The sequence below is a fragment of the Cyanobium sp. BA5m-21 genome (assembly GCF_024346235.1).
GTDB classification, from domain to species: Bacteria; Cyanobacteriota; Cyanobacteriia; order PCC-6307; family Cyanobiaceae; genus Cyanobium_A; species Cyanobium_A usitatum.
This window is the reverse complement of record NZ_JAGQCO010000009.1, coordinates 1-18,415: the sequence shown is the minus strand read 5'-3', so window position 1 is coordinate 18,415 and position 18,415 is coordinate 1. Positions and strand designations below refer to the sequence as shown.

General features: G+C 65.4%; 21 protein-coding genes. 10 read left to right on the top strand and 11 right to left on the bottom strand.

Annotated elements, in window-relative coordinates; all coding sequences use genetic code 11:
* Positions 1–17 precede the first annotated feature (17 nt).
* From KBY72_RS04460 to topA, 3 genes are read right to left on the bottom strand one after another with little or no spacing between them, the layout of a single operon-like run.
* Positions 18–680, bottom strand: coding sequence for a DUF2232 domain-containing protein (locus KBY72_RS04460; RefSeq protein ID WP_254960145.1), 663 nt, complete (start codon positions 678–680; stop codon positions 18–20).
* Positions 680–1,135 carry a hypothetical protein gene (locus KBY72_RS04455; RefSeq protein ID WP_254960144.1) on the bottom strand — a complete coding sequence of 152 codons (456 nt, stop codon included), beginning with the start codon at positions 1,133–1,135 and terminating at the stop codon, positions 680–682. Before KBY72_RS04455 ends, KBY72_RS04460 begins: the two co-directional genes overlap by 1 nt.
* Positions 1,135–3,852: a type I DNA topoisomerase gene (topA, locus tag KBY72_RS04450; RefSeq protein WP_254993156.1), complete on the bottom strand. Its 2,718-nt coding sequence runs from the start codon at positions 3,850–3,852 to the stop codon at positions 1,135–1,137. The genes KBY72_RS04455 and topA overlap by 1 nt, the downstream gene beginning before the upstream one ends.
* 106 nt (positions 3,853–3,958) lie before the next feature.
* Here topA and KBY72_RS04445 point away from each other — a divergent pair, with 106 nt between their 5' ends.
* Positions 3,959–5,518 carry an NAD(P)H-quinone oxidoreductase subunit N gene (locus KBY72_RS04445; protein ID WP_254960858.1) on the top strand — a complete coding sequence of 520 codons (1,560 nt, stop codon included), beginning with the start codon at positions 3,959–3,961 and terminating at the stop codon, positions 5,516–5,518.
* A 36-nt stretch (positions 5,519–5,554) separates the two neighbouring features.
* Positions 5,555–6,229, top strand: a complete 675-nt coding sequence (locus tag KBY72_RS04440; protein WP_254960859.1) for an ABC transporter ATP-binding protein — start codon at positions 5,555–5,557, stop codon at positions 6,227–6,229.
* Here the strand turns inward: KBY72_RS04440 and KBY72_RS04435 are convergent.
* The 5 genes from KBY72_RS04435 to KBY72_RS04415 all read right to left on the bottom strand — a co-directional run bounded on the left by KBY72_RS04435 (position 6,222) and on the right by KBY72_RS04415 (position 10,482).
* Positions 6,222–7,382: a M23 family metallopeptidase gene (locus KBY72_RS04435; protein ID WP_254960860.1), complete on the bottom strand. Its 1,161-nt coding sequence runs from the start codon at positions 7,380–7,382 to the stop codon at positions 6,222–6,224. The genes KBY72_RS04440 and KBY72_RS04435 overlap by 8 nt on opposite strands.
* A gap of 42 nt (positions 7,383–7,424) precedes the next feature.
* Positions 7,425–8,120 (bottom strand): biotin--[acetyl-CoA-carboxylase] ligase, encoded by a 696-nt coding sequence (locus tag KBY72_RS04430; protein WP_254993141.1) that lies wholly within the window; start codon positions 8,118–8,120, stop codon positions 7,425–7,427.
* 8 nt (positions 8,121–8,128) lie between these two features.
* Positions 8,129–9,322, bottom strand: coding sequence for an aminotransferase class I/II-fold pyridoxal phosphate-dependent enzyme (locus KBY72_RS04425; RefSeq protein ID WP_254960862.1), 1,194 nt, complete (start codon positions 9,320–9,322; stop codon positions 8,129–8,131).
* Positions 9,309–9,629 carry a thioredoxin gene (gene trxA / locus KBY72_RS04420; RefSeq protein WP_254960863.1) on the bottom strand — a complete coding sequence of 107 codons (321 nt, stop codon included), beginning with the start codon at positions 9,627–9,629 and terminating at the stop codon, positions 9,309–9,311. The genes KBY72_RS04425 and trxA overlap by 14 nt, the downstream gene beginning before the upstream one ends.
* 79 nt (positions 9,630–9,708) lie before the next feature.
* On the bottom strand, positions 9,709–10,482 hold the full coding sequence (locus KBY72_RS04415; protein WP_254993154.1) for a PspA/IM30 family protein: 774 nt from the start codon (positions 10,480–10,482) through the stop codon (positions 9,709–9,711).
* Positions 10,483–10,569: 87 nt separating this feature from the next.
* Here KBY72_RS04415 and KBY72_RS04410 point away from each other — a divergent pair, with 87 nt between their 5' ends.
* Positions 10,570–11,118, top strand: coding sequence for a DUF721 domain-containing protein (locus tag KBY72_RS04410; RefSeq protein WP_254960864.1), 549 nt, complete (start codon positions 10,570–10,572; stop codon positions 11,116–11,118).
* Here KBY72_RS04410 and KBY72_RS04405 read toward each other — a convergent pair.
* The 3 genes from KBY72_RS04405 to KBY72_RS04395 form a co-directional block, all read right to left on the bottom strand.
* Complete coding sequence (locus tag KBY72_RS04405; protein ID WP_254993140.1) at positions 11,112–12,869, bottom strand: ArnT family glycosyltransferase; 1,758 nt, start codon at positions 12,867–12,869, stop codon at positions 11,112–11,114. The two genes, KBY72_RS04410 and KBY72_RS04405, sit on opposite strands and share 7 nt — an antisense overlap.
* Before the next feature lie 244 nt (positions 12,870–13,113).
* Positions 13,114–14,187, bottom strand: coding sequence for a glycosyltransferase (locus KBY72_RS04400; RefSeq protein ID WP_254960866.1), 1,074 nt, complete (start codon positions 14,185–14,187; stop codon positions 13,114–13,116).
* On the bottom strand, positions 14,187–15,122 hold the full coding sequence (locus KBY72_RS04395) for a DMT family transporter (protein WP_254960867.1): 936 nt from the start codon (positions 15,120–15,122) through the stop codon (positions 14,187–14,189). The genes KBY72_RS04400 and KBY72_RS04395 overlap by 1 nt, the downstream gene beginning before the upstream one ends.
* Before the next feature lie 58 nt (positions 15,123–15,180).
* Between KBY72_RS04395 and sppA the strand changes: the two genes are divergently transcribed.
* From sppA to KBY72_RS04360, 7 genes are all read left to right on the top strand, one after another.
* The gene (gene sppA, locus KBY72_RS04390; protein WP_254993139.1) at positions 15,181–15,993 is read left to right on the top strand and encodes a signal peptide peptidase SppA; all 813 of its coding nucleotides are present in this window, start codon (positions 15,181–15,183) and stop codon (positions 15,991–15,993) included.
* On the top strand, positions 15,990–16,367 hold the full coding sequence (aroH, locus tag KBY72_RS04385; RefSeq protein WP_254960869.1) for a chorismate mutase: 378 nt from the start codon (positions 15,990–15,992) through the stop codon (positions 16,365–16,367). The genes sppA and aroH overlap by 4 nt, the downstream gene beginning before the upstream one ends.
* 88 nt (positions 16,368–16,455) lie before the next feature.
* Positions 16,456–17,049, top strand: coding sequence for a DUF2808 domain-containing protein (locus KBY72_RS04380; protein WP_254960870.1), 594 nt, complete (start codon positions 16,456–16,458; stop codon positions 17,047–17,049).
* A 96-nt stretch (positions 17,050–17,145) separates the two neighbouring features.
* Entirely contained in the window at positions 17,146–17,283 is a 138-nt protein-coding gene (gene rpmH, locus KBY72_RS04375) for a 50S ribosomal protein L34 (RefSeq protein WP_006170261.1), read from the top strand.
* 5 nt (positions 17,284–17,288) lie between these two features.
* On the top strand, positions 17,289–17,672 hold the full coding sequence (rnpA, locus tag KBY72_RS04370) for a ribonuclease P protein component (RefSeq protein ID WP_254960871.1): 384 nt from the start codon (positions 17,289–17,291) through the stop codon (positions 17,670–17,672).
* Positions 17,669–18,076, top strand: a complete 408-nt coding sequence (locus KBY72_RS04365) for a PH domain-containing protein (RefSeq protein ID WP_106501423.1) — start codon at positions 17,669–17,671, stop codon at positions 18,074–18,076. The genes rnpA and KBY72_RS04365 overlap by 4 nt, the downstream gene beginning before the upstream one ends.
* A gap of 53 nt (positions 18,077–18,129) precedes the next feature.
* A partial coding sequence (locus tag KBY72_RS04360) for a YidC/Oxa1 family membrane protein insertase (RefSeq protein WP_254993138.1) occupies positions 18,130–18,415 on the top strand: 286 nt, incomplete at its 3' end.

The following is an 18,415-nucleotide window of genomic DNA, read 5'->3' as shown; positions in this document are numbered from 1 at the left end:
CCGCTTAGAGGGTGGCATCAGAGGGGGTCGAGGGCCACTAGGGCCCGAAGGGAATCTGGGGGCTCTGGGATAGGGGAATGCAGGCGCGGAAAGATCCAGTAGGCCACCGCATGCAGGGCCAGCACCACGATCACGTTCTGCACCCACACCAACGCCAGCGCAGCCAGCTGCACCTGGGCCAGCTCGATCGATGCCGCCAAGCCAAGCCAGCCAGCCAACTTCTCCAATAAACCAGCAGCCGCAGTGGTGATCAGCACCCAAAGGTTCTCGCCCACCAAAACCGAGAGCACCGCCACCCTCACCAGGAAGCCAGCTGCACTGATCAGGCTGCCAACGCCCCAGCTCAGCCACCAACTGGAACGCCAACCGGCCCTGGCCCGCCAGCACCAGCCCAGCCACAGCGCCAGCAAGCCATAGGGGAAAACCACCAACGGCCCCCGGATCGGACCCATCAGGGCGACCAGCAATAGGGCGGTCACAACCAGTCCCTCCACGGCACAGCGCCAGCCATGACGCAACTGCAACAGGGCCAGGGGCAGGGGCAGGGCCAGCCGAAATAGGGGGCTGCCTACCGGCAGGTAGTAGAGCGCCACCCACAGCAGGGCGGTGGCGGCGGCGAGATAGGCCGTATCCATCAACTGGCGGGCCTGGCCGCGGTTGAGTTGGCGCCGGGACGACATCAGCGCGGTGCCGGCGCCGGTGTGACCGTGGGGGCAGCCGCCGGCGTGGCAGCAGCTCCGACCCGCTCAATCATCTCCACCTCAAAACTGACCCCCGCCGCCCGCAAGGCTTCTGTGACCGCTTCAGCCGGGGCAGCGGGATCGGCGGAGGGCAGCTGGATCGTGATGCGATAGGGGGCTGGCTTACTGCGATTGACGGCTGCCGCCTTGGCTTCCACGGGCTTGGGCTCAGGCTTTTTGGGGGAGGCAGCAGTGGCGGCAGCAGTAGGTGGGGCAGCAGCTTTTGAGGCGGGAGTGGCGGTCGCTGGATTAGGGGCAGGAGAGACCGGCTGAGCGGGCTGGGCCGGGGGCGCTGAGAAGCTGCGGGCCAGCTGGTCGCCGAAGCGGGTGCCACTGCAGCCAGCCAGCGCTAGAGCGCAAAGCAGCGACCCAAAGGTGCGGCCGGCGCCTGCCATCAGCTGTCCGCCGCCCTGATCACACGCACCGCACTGGCCCGCAAGCGGCCGGTCTTGGTAGTGGCGGGAGCTTTCTTTGCCGCAGGAGCCTTGGCTGCCGGTTTTTTCGCTGCTGGCTTTTTCGCTCCAGGCTTCCTCCCCCCAGCTTTGCCACTAGAGGCCTTTGCGGCCAGCAGCTCAACCGCCTGCTCCAGCGTGATCGTGTCGGCTGTCGTGCCCTCCGGCAAAGAAGCATTCACCTTGCCCTGCTTTACATACAGCCCGTAGGGACCGTCAAACAGTTGGATCGCCTCCTCCGCTCCCTCCGGGACTCCGATCTCCTTGAGGGCCGTGCGGCCCCCGCGCCCCTTCTTGGGCATGGCGAACAGCTCCACCGCTCGCTCAAGGCCAACCACCAGTACGTCGTCCTCTGCCTTAAGAGATCGGTAGTCCTTCTCACCCTTCCCCTTGTGATGCACCACATAGGGGCCAAAGCGACCAAGACCCGCCTCCACCCGACCACCCTCCGGGTGGTCGCCAAGTTGGCGCGGTAGACGCAACAGCGCGATGGCATCCTCCAGGCTCAGCTCCTCGGGCTTGGCGCCCTTGGGCAGAGATGCTCGCTTCGGTTTCGGGTTCTCGTCACTCACCTGGCCCCGCTGCACATACGGCCCGTACTGGCCAAACAGCAAGTACACCTGCTCTCCGCTTTCTGGGTCATCACCAAGAGACTCAGGACCATCCGCCTTTTGCCTCAGGATCAACTCCGCCTTTTCCGCATCGAGATCGGCAGGGGTGATCTCCTGAGGCAGCGTGGCCTTGAGCAGCTCCTCGCTGCCGTCTTCAGCGACGCGCTTCGTTTCCAGGTAGGCACCAAAACGGCCGATGCGCACCACGCACGGCAGGCCCTCCAGCTCAACGGTCCGGGACACACCGGGGTCGATATCGCCCTCCCGCTGCTGCACCTGGGTTTCTAGGCCCTTTTCTCCCTTAAAAAAGCTCTCCAGGTAAGGCAGCCACTGCACCTGACCGTGGGATATCTCATCGAGGGTGTTCTCCATCCGGGCCGTGAAACTGGTGTCCACCAGATCCGGGAAGTGCTCCTCCAGCAGGGCCGTCACGGCAAAAGCCGTGAAACTCGGCGTGAGGGAGTTGTTCGCGAGCGTCGCGTAACCGCGATCCACGATCGTGCCGATGATCGAGGCATAGGTGGAAGGCCGGCCGATGCCCTCCTTCTCAAGCATCTTCACCAGGGCCGCCTCGCTATAGCGAGCGGGGGGCTGGGTTTGGTGGCCGAGCGCCTCCACCGACTTGCAGGCCGGGCTGTCGCCCACCTTCAGGGCCGGCAGCAACAGCTCCTGTCCTTCAAGCGCCGCGTCGGGATCGTCGCTGCCCTCCACGTAGGCGCGAAAGAAACCAGCGAAGTCGATGCGCTTACCCGACGCCCGAAACTGGGCTGGGCCCAGGCCGCCGCCATCGGCCTCCAGTTCCACCGCGAGCATCGTCAGGCGGGCATCAGCCATCTGGCTGGCCACCGTGCGCTTCCAGATCAGCTCATAGAGGGCCAGATCCTTGCCATCAAGTCCAGTGGCGTTTGGCGTGCGGAACGCCTCTCCCGCTGGGCGAATCGCCTCGTGCGCCTCCTGCGCGTTGCGAGCCTTGGTGGAAAACTGGCGCGGGCTGGGGCTGAGGTAGTCCTTCCCGTACTTCTCGCTGACGCAGCTACGCGCCGCGTTGATCGCCTGCTCGCTGAGGTGCACCGAGTCGGTGCGCATATAAGTGATGAAACCGCGCTCGTAGAGGCCCTGGGCCGTGCGCATGGTTTCCCGGGCCGAGAGCCGCAGCTTGCGGTTGGACTCCTGCTGCAAGGTGCTGGTGGTGAATGGCGGCACTGGCTTTCGCACCGTGGCCTTCTCCTCTACCGAGCCCACCTGCCAGGAATTCGCCTGCACCTGCACCTCGAGCTGCCGCGCCTCCCCCTCGCTCAGCAGCCTCACCTTGCTGCCGTCCTTCAGGCCGCCGGTGCTCTCATCGAAGTCGGAGCCTCCCGCAATACGCTCCCCTCGCAAATGGCTGAGCTTGGCCTCAAATACACCTTCTCCCTGCTCCAGACGGGCCTTGAGGTCCCAGTAGCTGCCGCTGCGGAAAGCACGCCGCGCACGCTCGCGCTGCACAAGCAAGCGCACTGCCACCGACTGAACCCGGCCGGCGCTCAAACCCCACGCCACCTTTTTCCACAGCAGTGGCGAAAGGGTGTAACCCACCAACCGATCGAGGATCCGACGCGTTTCCTGCGCATGCACCAGCTCCATATCCAGCTCGCGGGTCTCCTCTAGAGCACGGCTGATCGCCTCTTTCGTGATCTCGTGAAACACCATCCGCTTCACAGGCACCTTCGGGCTCAGCAGCTGCAGCAGGTGCCAGCTGATCGATTCACCCTCACGGTCTTCGTCAGTCGCCAGCAGCAGCTGGTCCGCACCCTTAAGAGCATCCTTCAGCTCCTTCACCACCTTCTTCTTGTCCTTCGGCACCACGTACAGAGGCTCGAAGTTGGCGGCGGTGTTCACTCCCAGATTTGCCCACTTCTCACCCTTATGCGCCGCAGGTATCTCGCTGGCGTTATTGGGCAAGTCGCGGACATGCCCCATCGAGGCTTCCACCTTGAAATCCTTGGGAAGAAAACCCCGGATCGTGCGGGCCTTCGTCGGACTTTCAACAATGACCAGGGTGTGACCCACAGGCACGCGGTGAACCGCTACCTCTTTATCGCATCGAGCCCAAGTTGACAGCCAGGCGCAGCTACAGTCACCCCATCACAGCTCCCACCTCGCGGTCCCCTCGCTGATGTTCCTGCTGGGCGCCCTCTCCTCCGTGGCCGATGCGATCGGCAGTGGTGCCGGAACGGGAGGATTAAATCTCCAGCTCAACGCTGGCGCCATCGCCCCGGAGGCGGCGGTGCTGATCGCACTGCTCACCTGCCTGCTGGTGGATCTCGCTGGCGAAAAGGCGGCCAGCCGCTGGGTTCCACCGATTTGTTATGCAGGCCTGGGCAGCGCCCTAGTGCTGCTTGCCCTGCAGTGGAACACCCCCGACCTGCAGCCCGCCTTCGTGGGCTCCTTCCTGGCGGACAACCTGGCGATTGCCTTCCGATCCGTGGTGGCGGCCTCCACCTTGATTTCACTGCTGCTCAGCTGGCGCTACGTAGAGCAGAGCGGCACGCCGGTGGGTGAATTCGCCGGCATCCTGCTGGCTGCCACCCTCGGCGCCATGTTCCTATGTGGCGCCACCGATCTAGTGACAATTTTCGTGTCGCTGGAAACCCTCTCTGTGTCTAGCTATTTGCTGGCTGGCTACATGAAGAGGGATGCCCGCAGCTCCGAGGCAGCACTGAAATATTTGCTGGTGGGTTCGGCCGCCGCGGCTGTATTCCTCTACGGCGCCTCCCTGCTTTACGGCCTCACCGGCGGTGCCACCGGCCTTGATGCCGTAGCCCTGGCCCTGCGCACCAGCGCCTCGCCCGTTACAGCCTTGGCCCTGGTTTTCGTGCTGGCCACGGTGGCCTTCAAGATCGCAGCGGTGCCCTTCCACCAATGGACCCCCGACGTCTACGAGGGCTCGCCAACGCCGGTGGTGGCCTTCCTTTCGGTGGGTTCCAAGGCCGCCGGCTTTGCCCTGGCCCTGCGCATCCTGGTGGGCTGCTTCGAGAGCTTTGATGCCCAGTGGAAGCTGCTTTTCACCGTGCTTGCGGTGCTCAGCATGGTGCTGGGCAACGTGGTGGCCCTGGCCCAAACCTCGATGAAACGGATGCTGGCCTACAGCTCCATCGGCCAGGCCGGCTTTGTGATGATCGGCCTGGTGTGCGGCACCGAAGACGGCTTCGCCGCGATGGTGCTCTATATGGCGGCCTACCTGTTCATGAATCTGGGCGCCTTCGCCTGCATCATCCTGTTCTCGTTGCGCACCGGCTCCGACCGCATCGCCGATTACGCCGGCCTTTATCAGAAGGATCCGCTGATCACCCTGGGCTTAAGTCTCTGCCTGCTTTCCCTAGGTGGCATACCGCCGATGCTTGGCTTCTTCGGCAAGATTTATTTATTTTTTGCCGGCTGGGCCGATCACCAATACCTGCTGGTGGTGGTGGGTCTGGTCACCTCGGTGGTATCGATCTACTACTACATCTCAGTGATCAAGATGATGGTGGTAAAAGAGCCCCAGGAAGCTTCAGATGTGGTGAAGGCCTACCCGGCGATCAATTGGTCTGTGGCTGGCCTGCCCGCCCTGCGCACCGCCCTAGTGGGCTGCGTGATTGTCACCGCCGTGGGTGGCATTCTCTCCAACCCTCTGTTCACCTGGGCCAGCCAGGCTGTTACCGGCACGCCGATGCTCGTTCAGGCCATTGGTTGAACACGGGTCATTTGTTAAGAACAGGGCCGCGATTTGATGGGGGATCCCGTTGCCCAACTTGAGGGCGTAGACAAGGTTTATGGCAGCGGCGAGATGGCCGTTAAGGCCCTCGATGGTGTGGATCTCACCGTCAATAGAGGGGATTACTTAGCAGTAATGGGAGCGTCCGGCTCCGGCAAAAGCACGGCCATGAATATTCTCGGCTGCCTCGACCGCCCCTCCAGCGGCAGCTACCGGCTCAACAACACCCCGGTGGAAGACCTCAGCGATGACCAGCTCGCTGATTTGCGCAACCGAGACCTGGGCTTTGTGTTTCAGCAGTTCCATCTGCTGCCCCAGTTGAGCGCCCTCGACAATGTGATCCTGCCGATGGTTTACGCGGGGGTGCCTGCGGCTGAGCGGCGCCAACGGGCCCAAGCGGCCCTCGAGCGGGTGGGGCTGGGTCAGCGGCTAAATAACAAGCCCAATCAGCTCTCGGGCGGCCAGCAGCAGCGGGTAGCCATAGCCAGGGCGATCATCAACCAGCCCGCCCTGCTGCTGGCCGACGAGCCGACCGGGGCCCTGGATTCCCAAACCACCGCCGAAGTACTCGACATCTTCGATGCCCTGCATCGCGGCGGCATGACCGTGGTGATGGTTACCCACGAAGACGACGTGGCTGCCCGGGCCGAGAAAATCGTGCACTTCCGCGACGGCCGGATCCTCAGCTAAGGGTGCGTGGCCGCTCCAATCTCTCCAATAGCTGCCCCATCAACAGGGCGATGGCATCGCTGCCGGCGGCCCCCTTGCCCGGGTCTAGATCACCAGGATCAACCGCCACCCAGCCGCCGTCGCCGGGCAGCCGCAACTCGAAGTGCAGATGGGGTCCGCTGCTCAAGCCCGTGCTGCCGACCCGGCCGATTACCTCGCCCTGGCGCACCCGATCACCCTCCTTGACGTAGAGCTCGCTGAGATGGCCGTAGAGAGTGCGGCGCCGCGGCCGGTCGTGTTCGACCTCAACCGCCAGGCCATAGCCACCCGCCAGGCCACTGCTCACCACCAAGCCGCCCAGGGCTGAAACCACTGGCGTGCCTTCTGGAGCCGCCAAATCGCGGCCCGCGTGCATCAGCCAGCTGCCCAGGATCGGGTGCAGCCGGTAGCCGAAGTTGCTGGTGGTGACCGCCGAACCAATAAGAGGAAACAGCAGCTTGCGGTTGCCGTTGCCACCGATCGGAGCCGGGCGGGGCGTAACCCCAAAGACATCGGCAAGGCGAAAGCTACCGCCAGCGCCGGCCAGCAGGGCCGAAACCGGCACCGTGAGCGGCGGCAGCAAGCGACCTTCGCCGTCATAGCGGCCAAAAGATTCAGCGCCCGCTACTCCGCCACTTACGCCGTTGTTGGTACGGCCGCGCCAGCGCACCACCAAGCCCCTGCTGCACTCCTGCTGGGAAAGGGCGCCGCTGCGACAGGCCTGCTGGTGGGCAGGAACGTTGAAGGGGGTCGTGCCGGAGCCCGAACGAATCCGGGCCCGCTCCACCGGACTAACCACCCCATCACGCACCAGCTCATCGAGGGAGGCATCAAAACGGGCCGGCGGCCGGCTCGGCAGGGCAGCCGGATCGGGACGCAGCGGCTGGGCCAGGGGCACGGGCGGTGGCGCTGGCGGCATCTCGATTGCCCGCTGGGGGTTGGCTCCAGCGGCAGCAGGCGAAGGGGCAAGGCCAGGACTGAGCTGGTCTTGCCCCCAGGCCAGGCCCACTCCCAGCAGGGGGGATGCCATAAAGGGCAGCATCCCCACCAGGGCCCGGCCCCGGCGCAGGGGGCTTGGGGCAGCAGGATTTAGGGGGGCTTGCCCCGGTGGCTGGCGATCGCGCATAGGCGCCATTGTAAAAATCCTGCCTAACCGCGCCCTTGCCGAGGAACGGCCTCAGAAGTGGCGCTGGAGGGCCAGCTCCCGCCCCTGCCGGCCGAGGCGCAGGCGGCCATCGGCATGCAGACCCAGCACCTGCCAAAGCTCACCGTCGTGCAACCAGCCCGCCCCAGGGCGCCACAGCCGGGCCTCGGCGGCAGCGCGCACCTGGCAAGGCTGCTGGGCATGGGCCGCAGCCCATTCCAGGCCGGCAAGCACCCTGGGCAACAAGCGCTCTGGCCGCGCCAGGGGGTGGCCCTGGCGGCAGCCGAGGGCCTCTGCCACCGACAGGGCTCCAGGCGGCACCCGGTTGCAACCATTAAGACCAACCCCAACCTGGGCCGCGCGGATCCGCTGGCCCCGCAAGCGCATCCGGGGCAGCAACCCCGCAATTTTGCGATCCCCCACGAGTAGATCGTTGGGCCACTTGAGTTGCACCGCAAGCCCCAGGGCCTCGAGCTGCTGGGCCAGCCCCACCGCTACCGCAAGGCCCAGGGAGGCCGTTCCAGGCAAAGCCCCAGCCCAAGGAATGGCCGCACTTAGCCAGATCCCGCCCGCCGGCGACAACCAGGGCCGCCCCTGCTGACCGTGGCCAAAACGCTGGCGCCGAGCTGTTACCGCCAGCCGCTGCAACGACATGCCTGCGGCCTGGCGTCGCTCCAGCCAGCGATCAAGTTCGATCTCGGTGCTGGCACACACCGGCAGGCGGCGCAACTGCCAGCTCAAAGGGTGGCCAGCCAGGCACCGATGCGGGCCGCACCAGCCTCGAGGTCAGCCACCGGATGCACCAGGGCAAGGCGCAGCCAGCCCTCGCCTCCGGGGCCAAAGCCATTGCCAGGCGTCAGGGCCACACCGGTGGCCTCGAGCAAGGCTGCACAAAAATCCTCGCTGCCCCAGCTGCGCTGGCGCGCCTGGGGCGGCAACTCCAACCACAAATAGAGCGCCATTGAGGGCCGCCGCACCGGCCAGCCCACCGCCTCAAGGGCGTCAGCCATGCGATCGCGTCGCTGCCGATATTCCTGCCGCAACTGACCAGGCCAATGCGGAGCCTGCTCAAGGGCCGCAATTGCCCCGGCCTGCAAGGCAAGGGACTGATTGAAATCCACCACCCCCTTGAGCTGGCGCAAGGCGCTGATCAACCACTCGGCACCGATGGCGAAAGCCAGCCGGTAGCCCCCCAAACACCAGCCCTTGGAAAAGGAGAAAAACTCAATCCCGCAGTCGCGCCAATGGGGTGCTCGCAACAGGGCCGGCGCCTCGCCATCGAGGGCCAGATCCACGTAAGGGTTGTCGTGGGCCAGCACCAGCCCATGGCGAAAGGCCCTTTCCGCCGCTTCATCCAGCCAGACCTGCTGACCCGTAGTTGCAGTGGGGTTGTGGGGGTAGCCGAGCACCATCAACTTCAAGTCGTCCCACTGCTCTGGGCTGAGGGCATCAAAATCCGGTCGCCAGCCCGCCTCGGGATCTAGCGGCAACAACACCGGCTCAGCGGAAGCCAGGTGTAAGCCACCCAGGTGGGAGGGGTAGCAGGGGTCGAGCAGCAGGGCCCGATCACCCGGGTTAAGCACCGCCAGGGGCAGGTGGGCCGTGCCCTCCTGGGAACCCACCAGCAAAAGCACCTCCGTCTCCGGATCCACCTTCACCCCAAAGCGACGCTGGGCCCAATCGGCCACTGCCGAGCGAAAGGGCAGGGTCGCTGCGTGAAGGCAGTAGGAGGCGCTGGCGGGCTGACCAAGCTGGGCAGCGATCGCCTCGATGGCTGCCTCGGGGGGTTGCAGATCGGTGGAGCCGAGTGAGAGATCGAGGAGTGGGGATAGGCCCCGGATAGCGGCACGAGATGCGTAGGCCGATTTGCGCTGGTCATTGCGGGCGAAAACGCCGCTGCCAAGACGCGACAGGCGGTCAGATATGGGCATCCACAAAAGCCTGTAGCTGCGGTTTTGCCATGGCACCCTCGTGGCGTGCCAGTTCCTTGCCGTCTCGGAACAAGATCAGGGCGGGCAGTCCCTGGATCTGCAAGCCATCGCGAATCTCTGGGTTGGCGTCTGCCTCGAGCTTGCCCACCACCAGGCGACCCGCATATTCAGCAGCCATCCACTCCATCATTGGAGCCATCAGCCGGCAGGGACCGCACCATTCGGCCCACACATCCACCAGCACGGGCGTTGAACAATCGGTCACCTCAGCTTGGAAATTGGCATCGGTGAGATGAGCGACAGACACAACAACAGCCCTTAAAAACGTATGCGTACGGCGATTGTATGAAGCGGGGCAGCCGGCCGGAGACGAACTGCCAAGCCGCTCAAAGTTTGTCGATCGAACGCTTGAGCTCCTCGAGCTCCGGGTCTACCTCGCTCACCTTTACCGGCTCGAGCTGGGGAGCAGCTGAGCTTCCCAGGGGCAGGGATACCGGTGTCCCACCTGCGAGGCGATTTTTCAAAGCCGCCAATTCATCGTCAACCTCGGGGGCCCCTTCAAGCGCCGCAAACTGACTCTCCAGATCTGCTCCAGCCAGCTCAGCGGCGGCTTGGCTGCGAGCCTCCAGGGTCTGCACCTTTTCCTCCATGCGCTCAAAGGCAGCCATGGAGCTGTTGGTGCCGAGGCTGCCCACGGCGCTCTGCAGCTGCTCCTGGGCCTGGGCCGCCTGGGCCCGGGCCTTGAGCATGTCCTTTTTAGTTTTGGCCTCAGCGATCCTGCTCTCAAGTGACACCAAGCTCTTTTTGAGCTGGTCCACCTGACCCGCCTGGCTCTGCAGCTGGTTGTTGAGGGCAGTGGCGGTGTCCTGGCAGGTTTTGCGGCGCCCTAGGGCTTCGCGGGCCAGGTCTTCCTCACCCTTCTTGAGGGCCAGTTCAGCGCGCTCGTACCACGTTTTAGCCTGGGAATCGGCCTGCTCGGCCTGGTTCTGGATGCGCTTTTGGCTAGCGATAGCAGTAGCCACCGCCTGGCGAAGCTTGATCAGGTCCGACTGCATGTCGGCCACCGATTGATCCAAAATCTTGGAAGGGTCCTCCATCGCGCCTACCGCCGCATTGGCGTTGGCGCGGATCAGGCGGCTGAGGCGGTCAAAGAAGCCCATCGGAGGCTGCAGGGGCAAGGCTTGAGGTTAGCCAGGGTTTGGCTTGATTCACCAGCGGGATTGCCGCACCGCCGATAGGGTCAAGCCATGGCCAAGGCCCCCCGACAGCAAACCCGCCAACTCGGCAATCTGAGCCTGCTGATGCCGCCACCCCGGCAGCCCGCCAGCGCCCTGGCCAGCTGCCTGAGGGAATTGGAGCAACGCTGGCAGCAGGGCGGACACCTGGCAGCCCTATGGCAGGCCTGGCCCCGCATCGCCGGCGCCCAGCTGGCACCCCACTGCCGGCCCCTGCGGCTGCACAGCGGCCTGCTCACCGTGGGCGCCGCCCCTGGCCCTTGGCTGCAGGCGCTCCAATACAACCGCCACCAACTGCTGGGGGCCCTACGCGCCAACGGCTTCACCGTGCGCGACATACGCCTGGAGCAGCACCACCCCAGCGCCGCCGTAGCCCCCGGCCGCCAGCAGGAGGAAGAGGTGTGGAGCGTCCATCCCAGCCGGGTGGACGTCCACGGGATGGCTAGCTGTCCCCGCTGCACCAGCCCGGCCCCCGCCGGTGAGATGGCCCGCTGGGGCCATTGCAGTTTCTGCCGGCAAAAGCAGCTGACCCAGTCTTTAGAAGGCGCGCAGCCTCAGTAGCGCTCGGGGCGCTGCAGCCGCCAGTCGGCGGCCACCCCCTGCCGCTGCAGCTGAGCCGCCCGCTGCTCCAGGCGACTGCGCTCCAGACGCCAGAGGGCATAGATACCGCGGCGACTTAATAGCTGGGGTTTAAGTCCCTGCCAGTGGGGCTGGGCGGCGGTGCCGGAATCAATCACCACCAACACACTTGGCTGCTGCGCCGACGTGCTGGCGGGTTGGCCTGGGCGGCTCTCATGCCGGAGGCGATCGGCCAGGTTCAACAGGTGCTGGGGCTCATCACCCTCGAAGATCACCACCCGGCGGCTGTAGTAATGCAGCGAGGGTTTGAGCATGCCGAGCATCGCCAGCGGCTCGCTGGGCCTCCGGGCTGAGCGGGCCTCAGCCGCGAGCTCCCTCACTGGGGCGGCCCGCAGCCGATCCCCCAACTCCACCAGCGGCAGCAACACGGCCGGCACAAATGCAGCAAGCGGCAGCTGCAGGGCCAGCAGGCCCGACAGAGCGTCCTTGCGCCAGCCTGCCCAGGCCCCCAGCAGCAGGGCTAGGGCCCAGAAGGCCGCGGCCAGGGGCACCCAGGGCGCCGCCAACAGCTCAGCCACCAGGCTGGGCATCTCGGGGGCCTCAATCAGCGGCAGCCAAAGGGGTCCTGCCGCGAAGCCCCCGGCCACGACCGCCGTGAGCAGCAGGCTCAGCCACCAGGCCCAGCGCCGGCCCCGCTGAGCAGCCAGGGCCACCAGCAGGCCCGCCGCCGGTGTGGCCGGCAGCCAGTAGCTGGGCAGCTTGGTGGCGGCCGCAGTGAAAAACAGAAACACAGCCAGCAGCCAGCAGGCGGCGAAGCGCTGCAGGGAGAGCTCGGGCGCCAGCGGCTCCGCCGGCAGCCAGCGCCAGCGCAGGCGCCCCAGGCCCTGGGCCAGCCCCAGCAGCAACAAGGGCGTGACCGGCAAGCTGGCGATCACCAGCACGGGCACGAAGAACCACCAGGGAGCCTGGTGGTTGTTCACCACCGCGGTGAATCGCTGCAGATTGTGATAACCAAAAAAGCTCTTCCAGAACGGCTCCCCCTCTACCAGCAGCGCCAGTCCATACCAGGGCAGCGCCACCAGGGCGGTGAGTGCCAGTCCAGGCAGGGGCCGCAGCCGCGCCCACAGCCCGCCCAGATCCGCCTGCAGCCAGCCAAATAAAAGGAGGGTGAGCCCCAGCAAAAGCACCGCCACCGGCCCCTTGGCCAGCACCGCCAGCCCCAGCACCAGCCAGGCCTGCCACCAGCGGCGCCCGCCTGCGGCGTAGCAGCGCCAGCTCAGCAGCAGGCTGAACCCCAGACACCCAGCCAGTAGAGCATCACTCACGGCGATGCGGCCCCACACCAACGCCAGGGGCGAAAGGCCATAGGCCAGGGCGGCCGCCAGCGCCGTGGCCCCTGGGGCCCGGGAGCGCTGGGGCCAGCGCAGCAGCGTGTGGGCCAGGCCCAGCATCAGCGCCACGCTGGCCAGGGCCGAGGGCAGCCGCGCCGCCCAGGTGCCCAGGGGGTTCCAGGCCTGCTGCCCCGGCAGGGCATAGAGGGCCCCCATCAGCCAATAAACAAGCGGCGGCTTGTCGTAGCGGGGCAGGCCGTTGACCCGGGGAATCAGCCAGTCGCCCGTTTCAGCCATCGCCCGCGCGGAGGCGGCGAACAGCGGCGGTGTTTCATCCACTAGCCCCGTGCTGCCGAGCTGCCACACGAACAGCAGCAAGCCGATCGCCAGGGTGCCGAGCAAGACGAGGCGATGGCGGGTCAGCGTGGCCGGTGGCGGCTCAGCGCTTAGCAGATCTGGCGTTAAGCGCTGTGGCAGAGGGCGTTTTGCCGAAGCATTCAACGTACTGAAGCGACGTGCGCCCGCTGGTGGCAAGCCGGACCTGGCAGTTCCTACCAACCGCCATCAAACAGATCGACGATCTCGGCGGCGGCTAGCTGATCACAAACGGTTCACCTGCCGCATGGCCGTGAATGCCCCATCTCAGTCAGCTCAGCCCCGCCAGCAACCACGCCTCCACCCGCTCCGCCAGCACCGCCCGCGTGGCGTTGGCCTCCACCCAGGCCCGGCAGGCGCGTCGCTCGATCGCACCCACCTGTGCCACCGCCGCCGCCAGGGCCGTCACGTCATCAGGCTCCACCAGCAGTCCAGTGAGACCGTGCTGCACCAGCTCGCCGGGGCCGCCGCGGCGATAGGCCACCACCGGCACACCGCAGGCCAGCGCCTCCACCACCACGTTGCCGTAGGCCTCATTCCACTTGGGGGTATTCAGCAGGGCCTGGCAATGGCCGAGCTGCTGCTGCAGCTGATTGGTGGGCAAGAAACCCCGCCACTGCAGGGTGCCAGCCGGCACCGACGCCTCCACAGCTGCCGCATAGACCTGGTCTTCCACCAAACCCCACACCGCTAGGGGTAACCCCAGCTGGGCCGCCGCCGCCGCCGCGTCCTCCAGCCCCTTCTCCGGCGCCACCCTGCCGGCCCAGCCGAGCAGCGGCTCAGGCTCGGCGCAGAAGCCGTAGGCGTCTAGGTCAAAGCCATTGCCCAGCACCACCGGCGCCTGGGGCAAACGAAAATCCTCCGCCTGCACGCGGGTATGAAAAGCGAGGCGCCGCTGATCCCAAGCCGCCAGCTCGGCAATCGCCAAATCCATGGCCTCACTCACCGAACCCATGCTCACCAGGTGAAACAGGGGCAGGGGCGCTAGGGGGGTCAACCAGAGAGGCAGCCAGTCGTAGGCCAGGTTGATCACCGCCTCAAAGCCGGCCCCAGGCCCCTCCAACAGCGCCCGCCGCCAGAAGGCCTGCAGCAGGCCATCGGCCGGCATCGTGATCGCAGCACTGCGCTGCTGGTGCTGGGCGCTGGTCTGGGAGCTGCCGCTACAGGTCCAAAGTTCGGCGGCGAGGCAGGAGGTGGGCAACACCGACTCCTCGGCCGCCAGCACCGTCACCCGGTGGCCCCGCGCCAACAACCCCGCTACCAGGGCACAGGCCGTGAGCTCCACCCCACCGCCGCGGCCACTGCCCAGGGCTCCCACCGGAGTACTCACCACCAGGATCCGCATCACGGCTGCTCCAGCAGGGAGGTACCGCGCCAGAGCTGCTTGCGCCGGTTGATCAACAGCACCGACACCAAGGCCAGCAGGGCCCCGAGCCACTGCAGCGGCTGCAACTGCTCATCAAGCAGCAAAACCCCGCAGAGCAGGGCGAAGACGGGAGTTAAGAAGGTGAGAGCGGTGAAACCCGTGAGGTCACCACTGTTGGCAAACCAGAAGAAGAGGCCGTAGGCCAGGGCGCTGCCGAGCACGGTGGCGTAGGCCATCAATCCCCATTCTCCCAGGCTCCAGCTGGGCAGTAAGGCCCCCTCCCAGGCGACCCCGCCCAGCAGCGGCAGGCCACCAAGCAGAAGGTGCCAGCCGGTAATTGCCACCGGATCGCTCTGGCGGCTGGCGTAGCGACTAAGCACCGTGCCGATGGCCATCGCCGCCGCCGCCGCCAGCATCCACAGCTCCCCATGGCTCCAGGCCTGTTCGCCAAGGGCGACGGGACCATCGAGCCACCAGTGGCGCAGCACCGGTGCCGGCAAACCCAGGCAAAGGATGCCGAGCAACCCCAGCAGCAGGCCCACCCAGCCCACCGGATTGATCGCCTCCCCAAACAGACTGCGGGCCAGCAGGGCCACCAGCAGGGGCTGGGAATCAATAAGTACCGAACCCAGGCCCGCTCCGGTCTGGCCCAGGCCCCGGGCCAGTAGCCCCTGGAAGAGGCTGCCGTCCACCAGGGCAAAGGCCAGCAACCAGGGCCAATCAACGGCAGCGACCCGCAGGGAGCGGCCCAGCAACAGGGCGGCCAGCAGCACCAGAACCCCCGCTGGCAGCAGCCGCAGGCTTGCCACCTGCAGGGGACTGCCGGATTCCAGCAGGGGCCGCATCGCCGCCATCGCCGTGCCCCACAGCGCAAAAGGGAGCAACATCAAGGGCCATCGCAGGGCCTGGGGCATGGGCTTCCTGGCCGGCGAAGGCTTTGTTTTTAAGATCCAACCACTTCACCTATCCCAAATGCCCTGGCCCTGGCGCCGCAAGACCCGTCGCACCCTGGCGCGCATTGCCATCGAAGGACCAATCGCCGGCCCCACCCGCAGCCGGGTGCTCAAGGCCCTGCGCCAGGTGGAGCAACGGGAGTGCCCTGCTCTTCTGCTGCGCATCGATAGCCCCGGCGGCACCGTGGGCGACAGCCAGGAGATCTACAGCGCCCTAATGCGCCTGCGAGAAAAGGGCTGCAAGGTGGTGGCCAGCTTCGGCAACATTTCCGCCTCAGGCGGGGTCTACATCGGAGTTGCCGCCGAAAAAATTGTGTCCAACCCAGGCACGATCACCGGCTCGATCGGCGTGATTCTGCGGGGCAACAACCTCTCCAAACTGCTGGAGCGGGTGGGCGTGAGCTTTGAAACCGTCAAGAGCGGCCTCTACAAAGACATTCTTTCGCCGGATCGCGCTCTCAGCGAAGGTGAACGCAAGCTGCTGCAGAGCCTGATTGATTCGAGCTACCACCAGTTTGTGGAGGCTGTAGCAACGGGAAGGGGGCTTAACCAAGAAACGGTGCGCGGCTTCGCCGATGGCCGGGTGTTCAGCGGCGCCCAAGCCCTGGAGCTGGGTTTAGTAGATGTGCTCGGTGATGAGGAGACGGCCAGACGACTGGCCGCTGAGCTGGCTGGCCTCGACCCTGAGAAAACCCGCCCAACAACCTTTGGCAGCCCGCCTAAACGCTTTGGCGGTGTACTGCCAGGCCGCAGCCAACTGCGCCAGCTGATCGAGAGCTTCAGCTTGGAACTGGCCTGGAACGGTCAACCCCTGTGGCTCTACAGGCCATGAATGCTGGTTTTGAGCTGCGGGCCCTACGCGGGGCAACCACCGCCGAGGCGAACAGCACCGCGGCGATTCAGGCCTGTGTCAAGGAGCTTGTGGATGCCCTGATGGAGCGCAATGGACTCCAGGGAGAGCAGCTGGTGTCGGTGACCTTTTCCGTAACCCGGGATCTGGATGCCTGTTTTCCGGCGGCCATCGCCAGGCGCCAGCCAGGCTGGGACCAGGTGGCTTTGCTCGATTGCCAGCAAATGGAAGTAGCGGGCGATCTGCCTCGCTGCATCCGACTGCTGGCCCATGCCTGGCTACAACCGCAGCAGACCCCGATGCACCCCTACCTGCGCGAGGCAGCTGGCCTGCGACCAGATCGGGCTCAGCCATAGGCCCGCCGCCACCTTTGGGGCCGGCCACCCCGGGCACCGGGGCAGCAGCTCCCTGCTGAGAATCAAATCACTTATTGGTGCAGCCCTGATGGGTTTCCCTCGCCTTCGCCACCAACTCGCCCTCCCGGCCCTGGCCGCCAGCGCCGCACTCGTCACTGGAGCAGTTGCGCTTAGCACCAGTCTCCAGCCGAGCCTGGCCCAGGGCACGCCCAGCTTGATGGAGTTCCGCTGGGACAACACCAAGGACTACCGCAAGCTCTACTTCTTTATGACCGAAACCCAGCGCCTCAAGCGCTCGGAGTACTACTTGATACTCAGACCAAAAGATCGCAAGACGGCAATTCTAAAACTAAGTATCAGCGTCCCAAGTTATTTTGACACCAAGATTGATCCCAAGCGAGTCAAGCTCTGCAAGATGAGTGAGGGCGGCATGATGTCTCGCACCAAGTGCCAGGAGACCATCCCAGCCACGATCGAAGTATCTGCCGATGGCGGTGCCATAGAGATTTTCCCAGATACCCCCGTGCCAGACACCGGCACCATCGGGGTGTACATGAACATCTTCAATCCCTTCAACATCGGCATGTATCAGTTCAATGCCCTGGCCCAAGCCCCCGGCGACGTGCCAATGGCCGGCTACCTGGGCAGCTGGCTGATTCAGATCGATCCGCCTAACAACTGAGTGGCATAGACACTGAGCCCCAGCGGCGCCAACCCCGCCTGATAGGTTGGCCCTTACGCCCATTACCGACGCAATAAGCGCAGCGAAGAGCCAGCCATGACCAAGCGCACCCTGGAAGGAACGAGTCGTAAGCGCAAGCGCGTATCTGGTTTTCGTGTGCGCATGCGCAGCCACACAGGCCGCCGCGTGATCCGCACCCGCCGCCGCCGCGGCCGGGCCCGCCTCGCCGTTTAAGAGCCTTGGCCCTGCCCCAGTGCCACCGGCTTAAGGGGCAACGGGTGTTTGACCGTTTGTATCAGAAGGGCCGCAAAACGCACGGCCCTTTTTTGTTGCTCCGCGTTTTGGACGCCCTGCCCCAACTCCTACCTACCAAGCAGCAAGCAAGTCCGTCCAGCACTTGGCGCTGCGGAATTGTGATCAGCAGCAAGGTGCACAAACGATCCGTGCGCCGCAATCGCCTGCGCCGGCTCCTGCACGAGCACCTACTTGCCCAGCAAATCGGCGATGGCCAGCGCTGCCTCTGGCTGCTACTCAGCCTCAAACCCGGTAGCGCTGAGCAATGCCCCCAGTCCTTACTGGGAGAATGCAGTCAACTTCTTCACCAAGCAGGCCTGACGCGATGAGCACTGCCCCCGCCACCTCCATTGAGGAAAGCGTTTTCTACGAAGGTGGACCCGCCAAGGGAGACCTGATCTTCAATTTGGTGCTCGGGCTCACCCTCATCGGCATTCCTTTCGCCATTGGAGCGATCGTGCGGGCTTTTTGGCTGCGTTTCCGGATCACCAGTCGCCGCATCGAGGTAAATGGTGGCTGGCTGGGGCGCGACCGCACCCAGGTTGTGTACAGCCAAATCAGGGAGGTGCGCAGTGTGCCCCGCGGCTTCGGCCTCTGGGGCGACATGGTGCTGGTGCTCAACGACGGCTCCAAGCTCGAGATGCGCGCAGTGCCTGGGTTCCGGGACCTCGAGGCCTACATCGAGGAGCGCCGCCAAGCCAAAAGGTCCACACCCAAGGGCATGGCCGCCTAGACCATCAGTCACACTGAGCCCACGCGCCCCCCTACCCCGAGAGCCCCTCTGCCGTGATCGGCTACATCTCCGACAACCTGCTGCTCCCAATCCTCGATTTCTTCTACGGATTGGTGCCCAGCTATGGCCTGGCAATCATCGCCCTCACCGTGGTGATCCGGCTGGCCCTGTTCCCGCTCAGCGCCGGCTCGATCCGCAACGCCCGCCGCATGCGGATCGCCCAGCCCGCCATGCAGAAGCGGCAGGCCGAGATCAAGGCCAAATACGCCAACAACCCCCAGAAGCAGCAGGAGGAGCTGGGCGGGTTGATGAAGGAGTTCGGCAGCCCCTTAGCTGGCT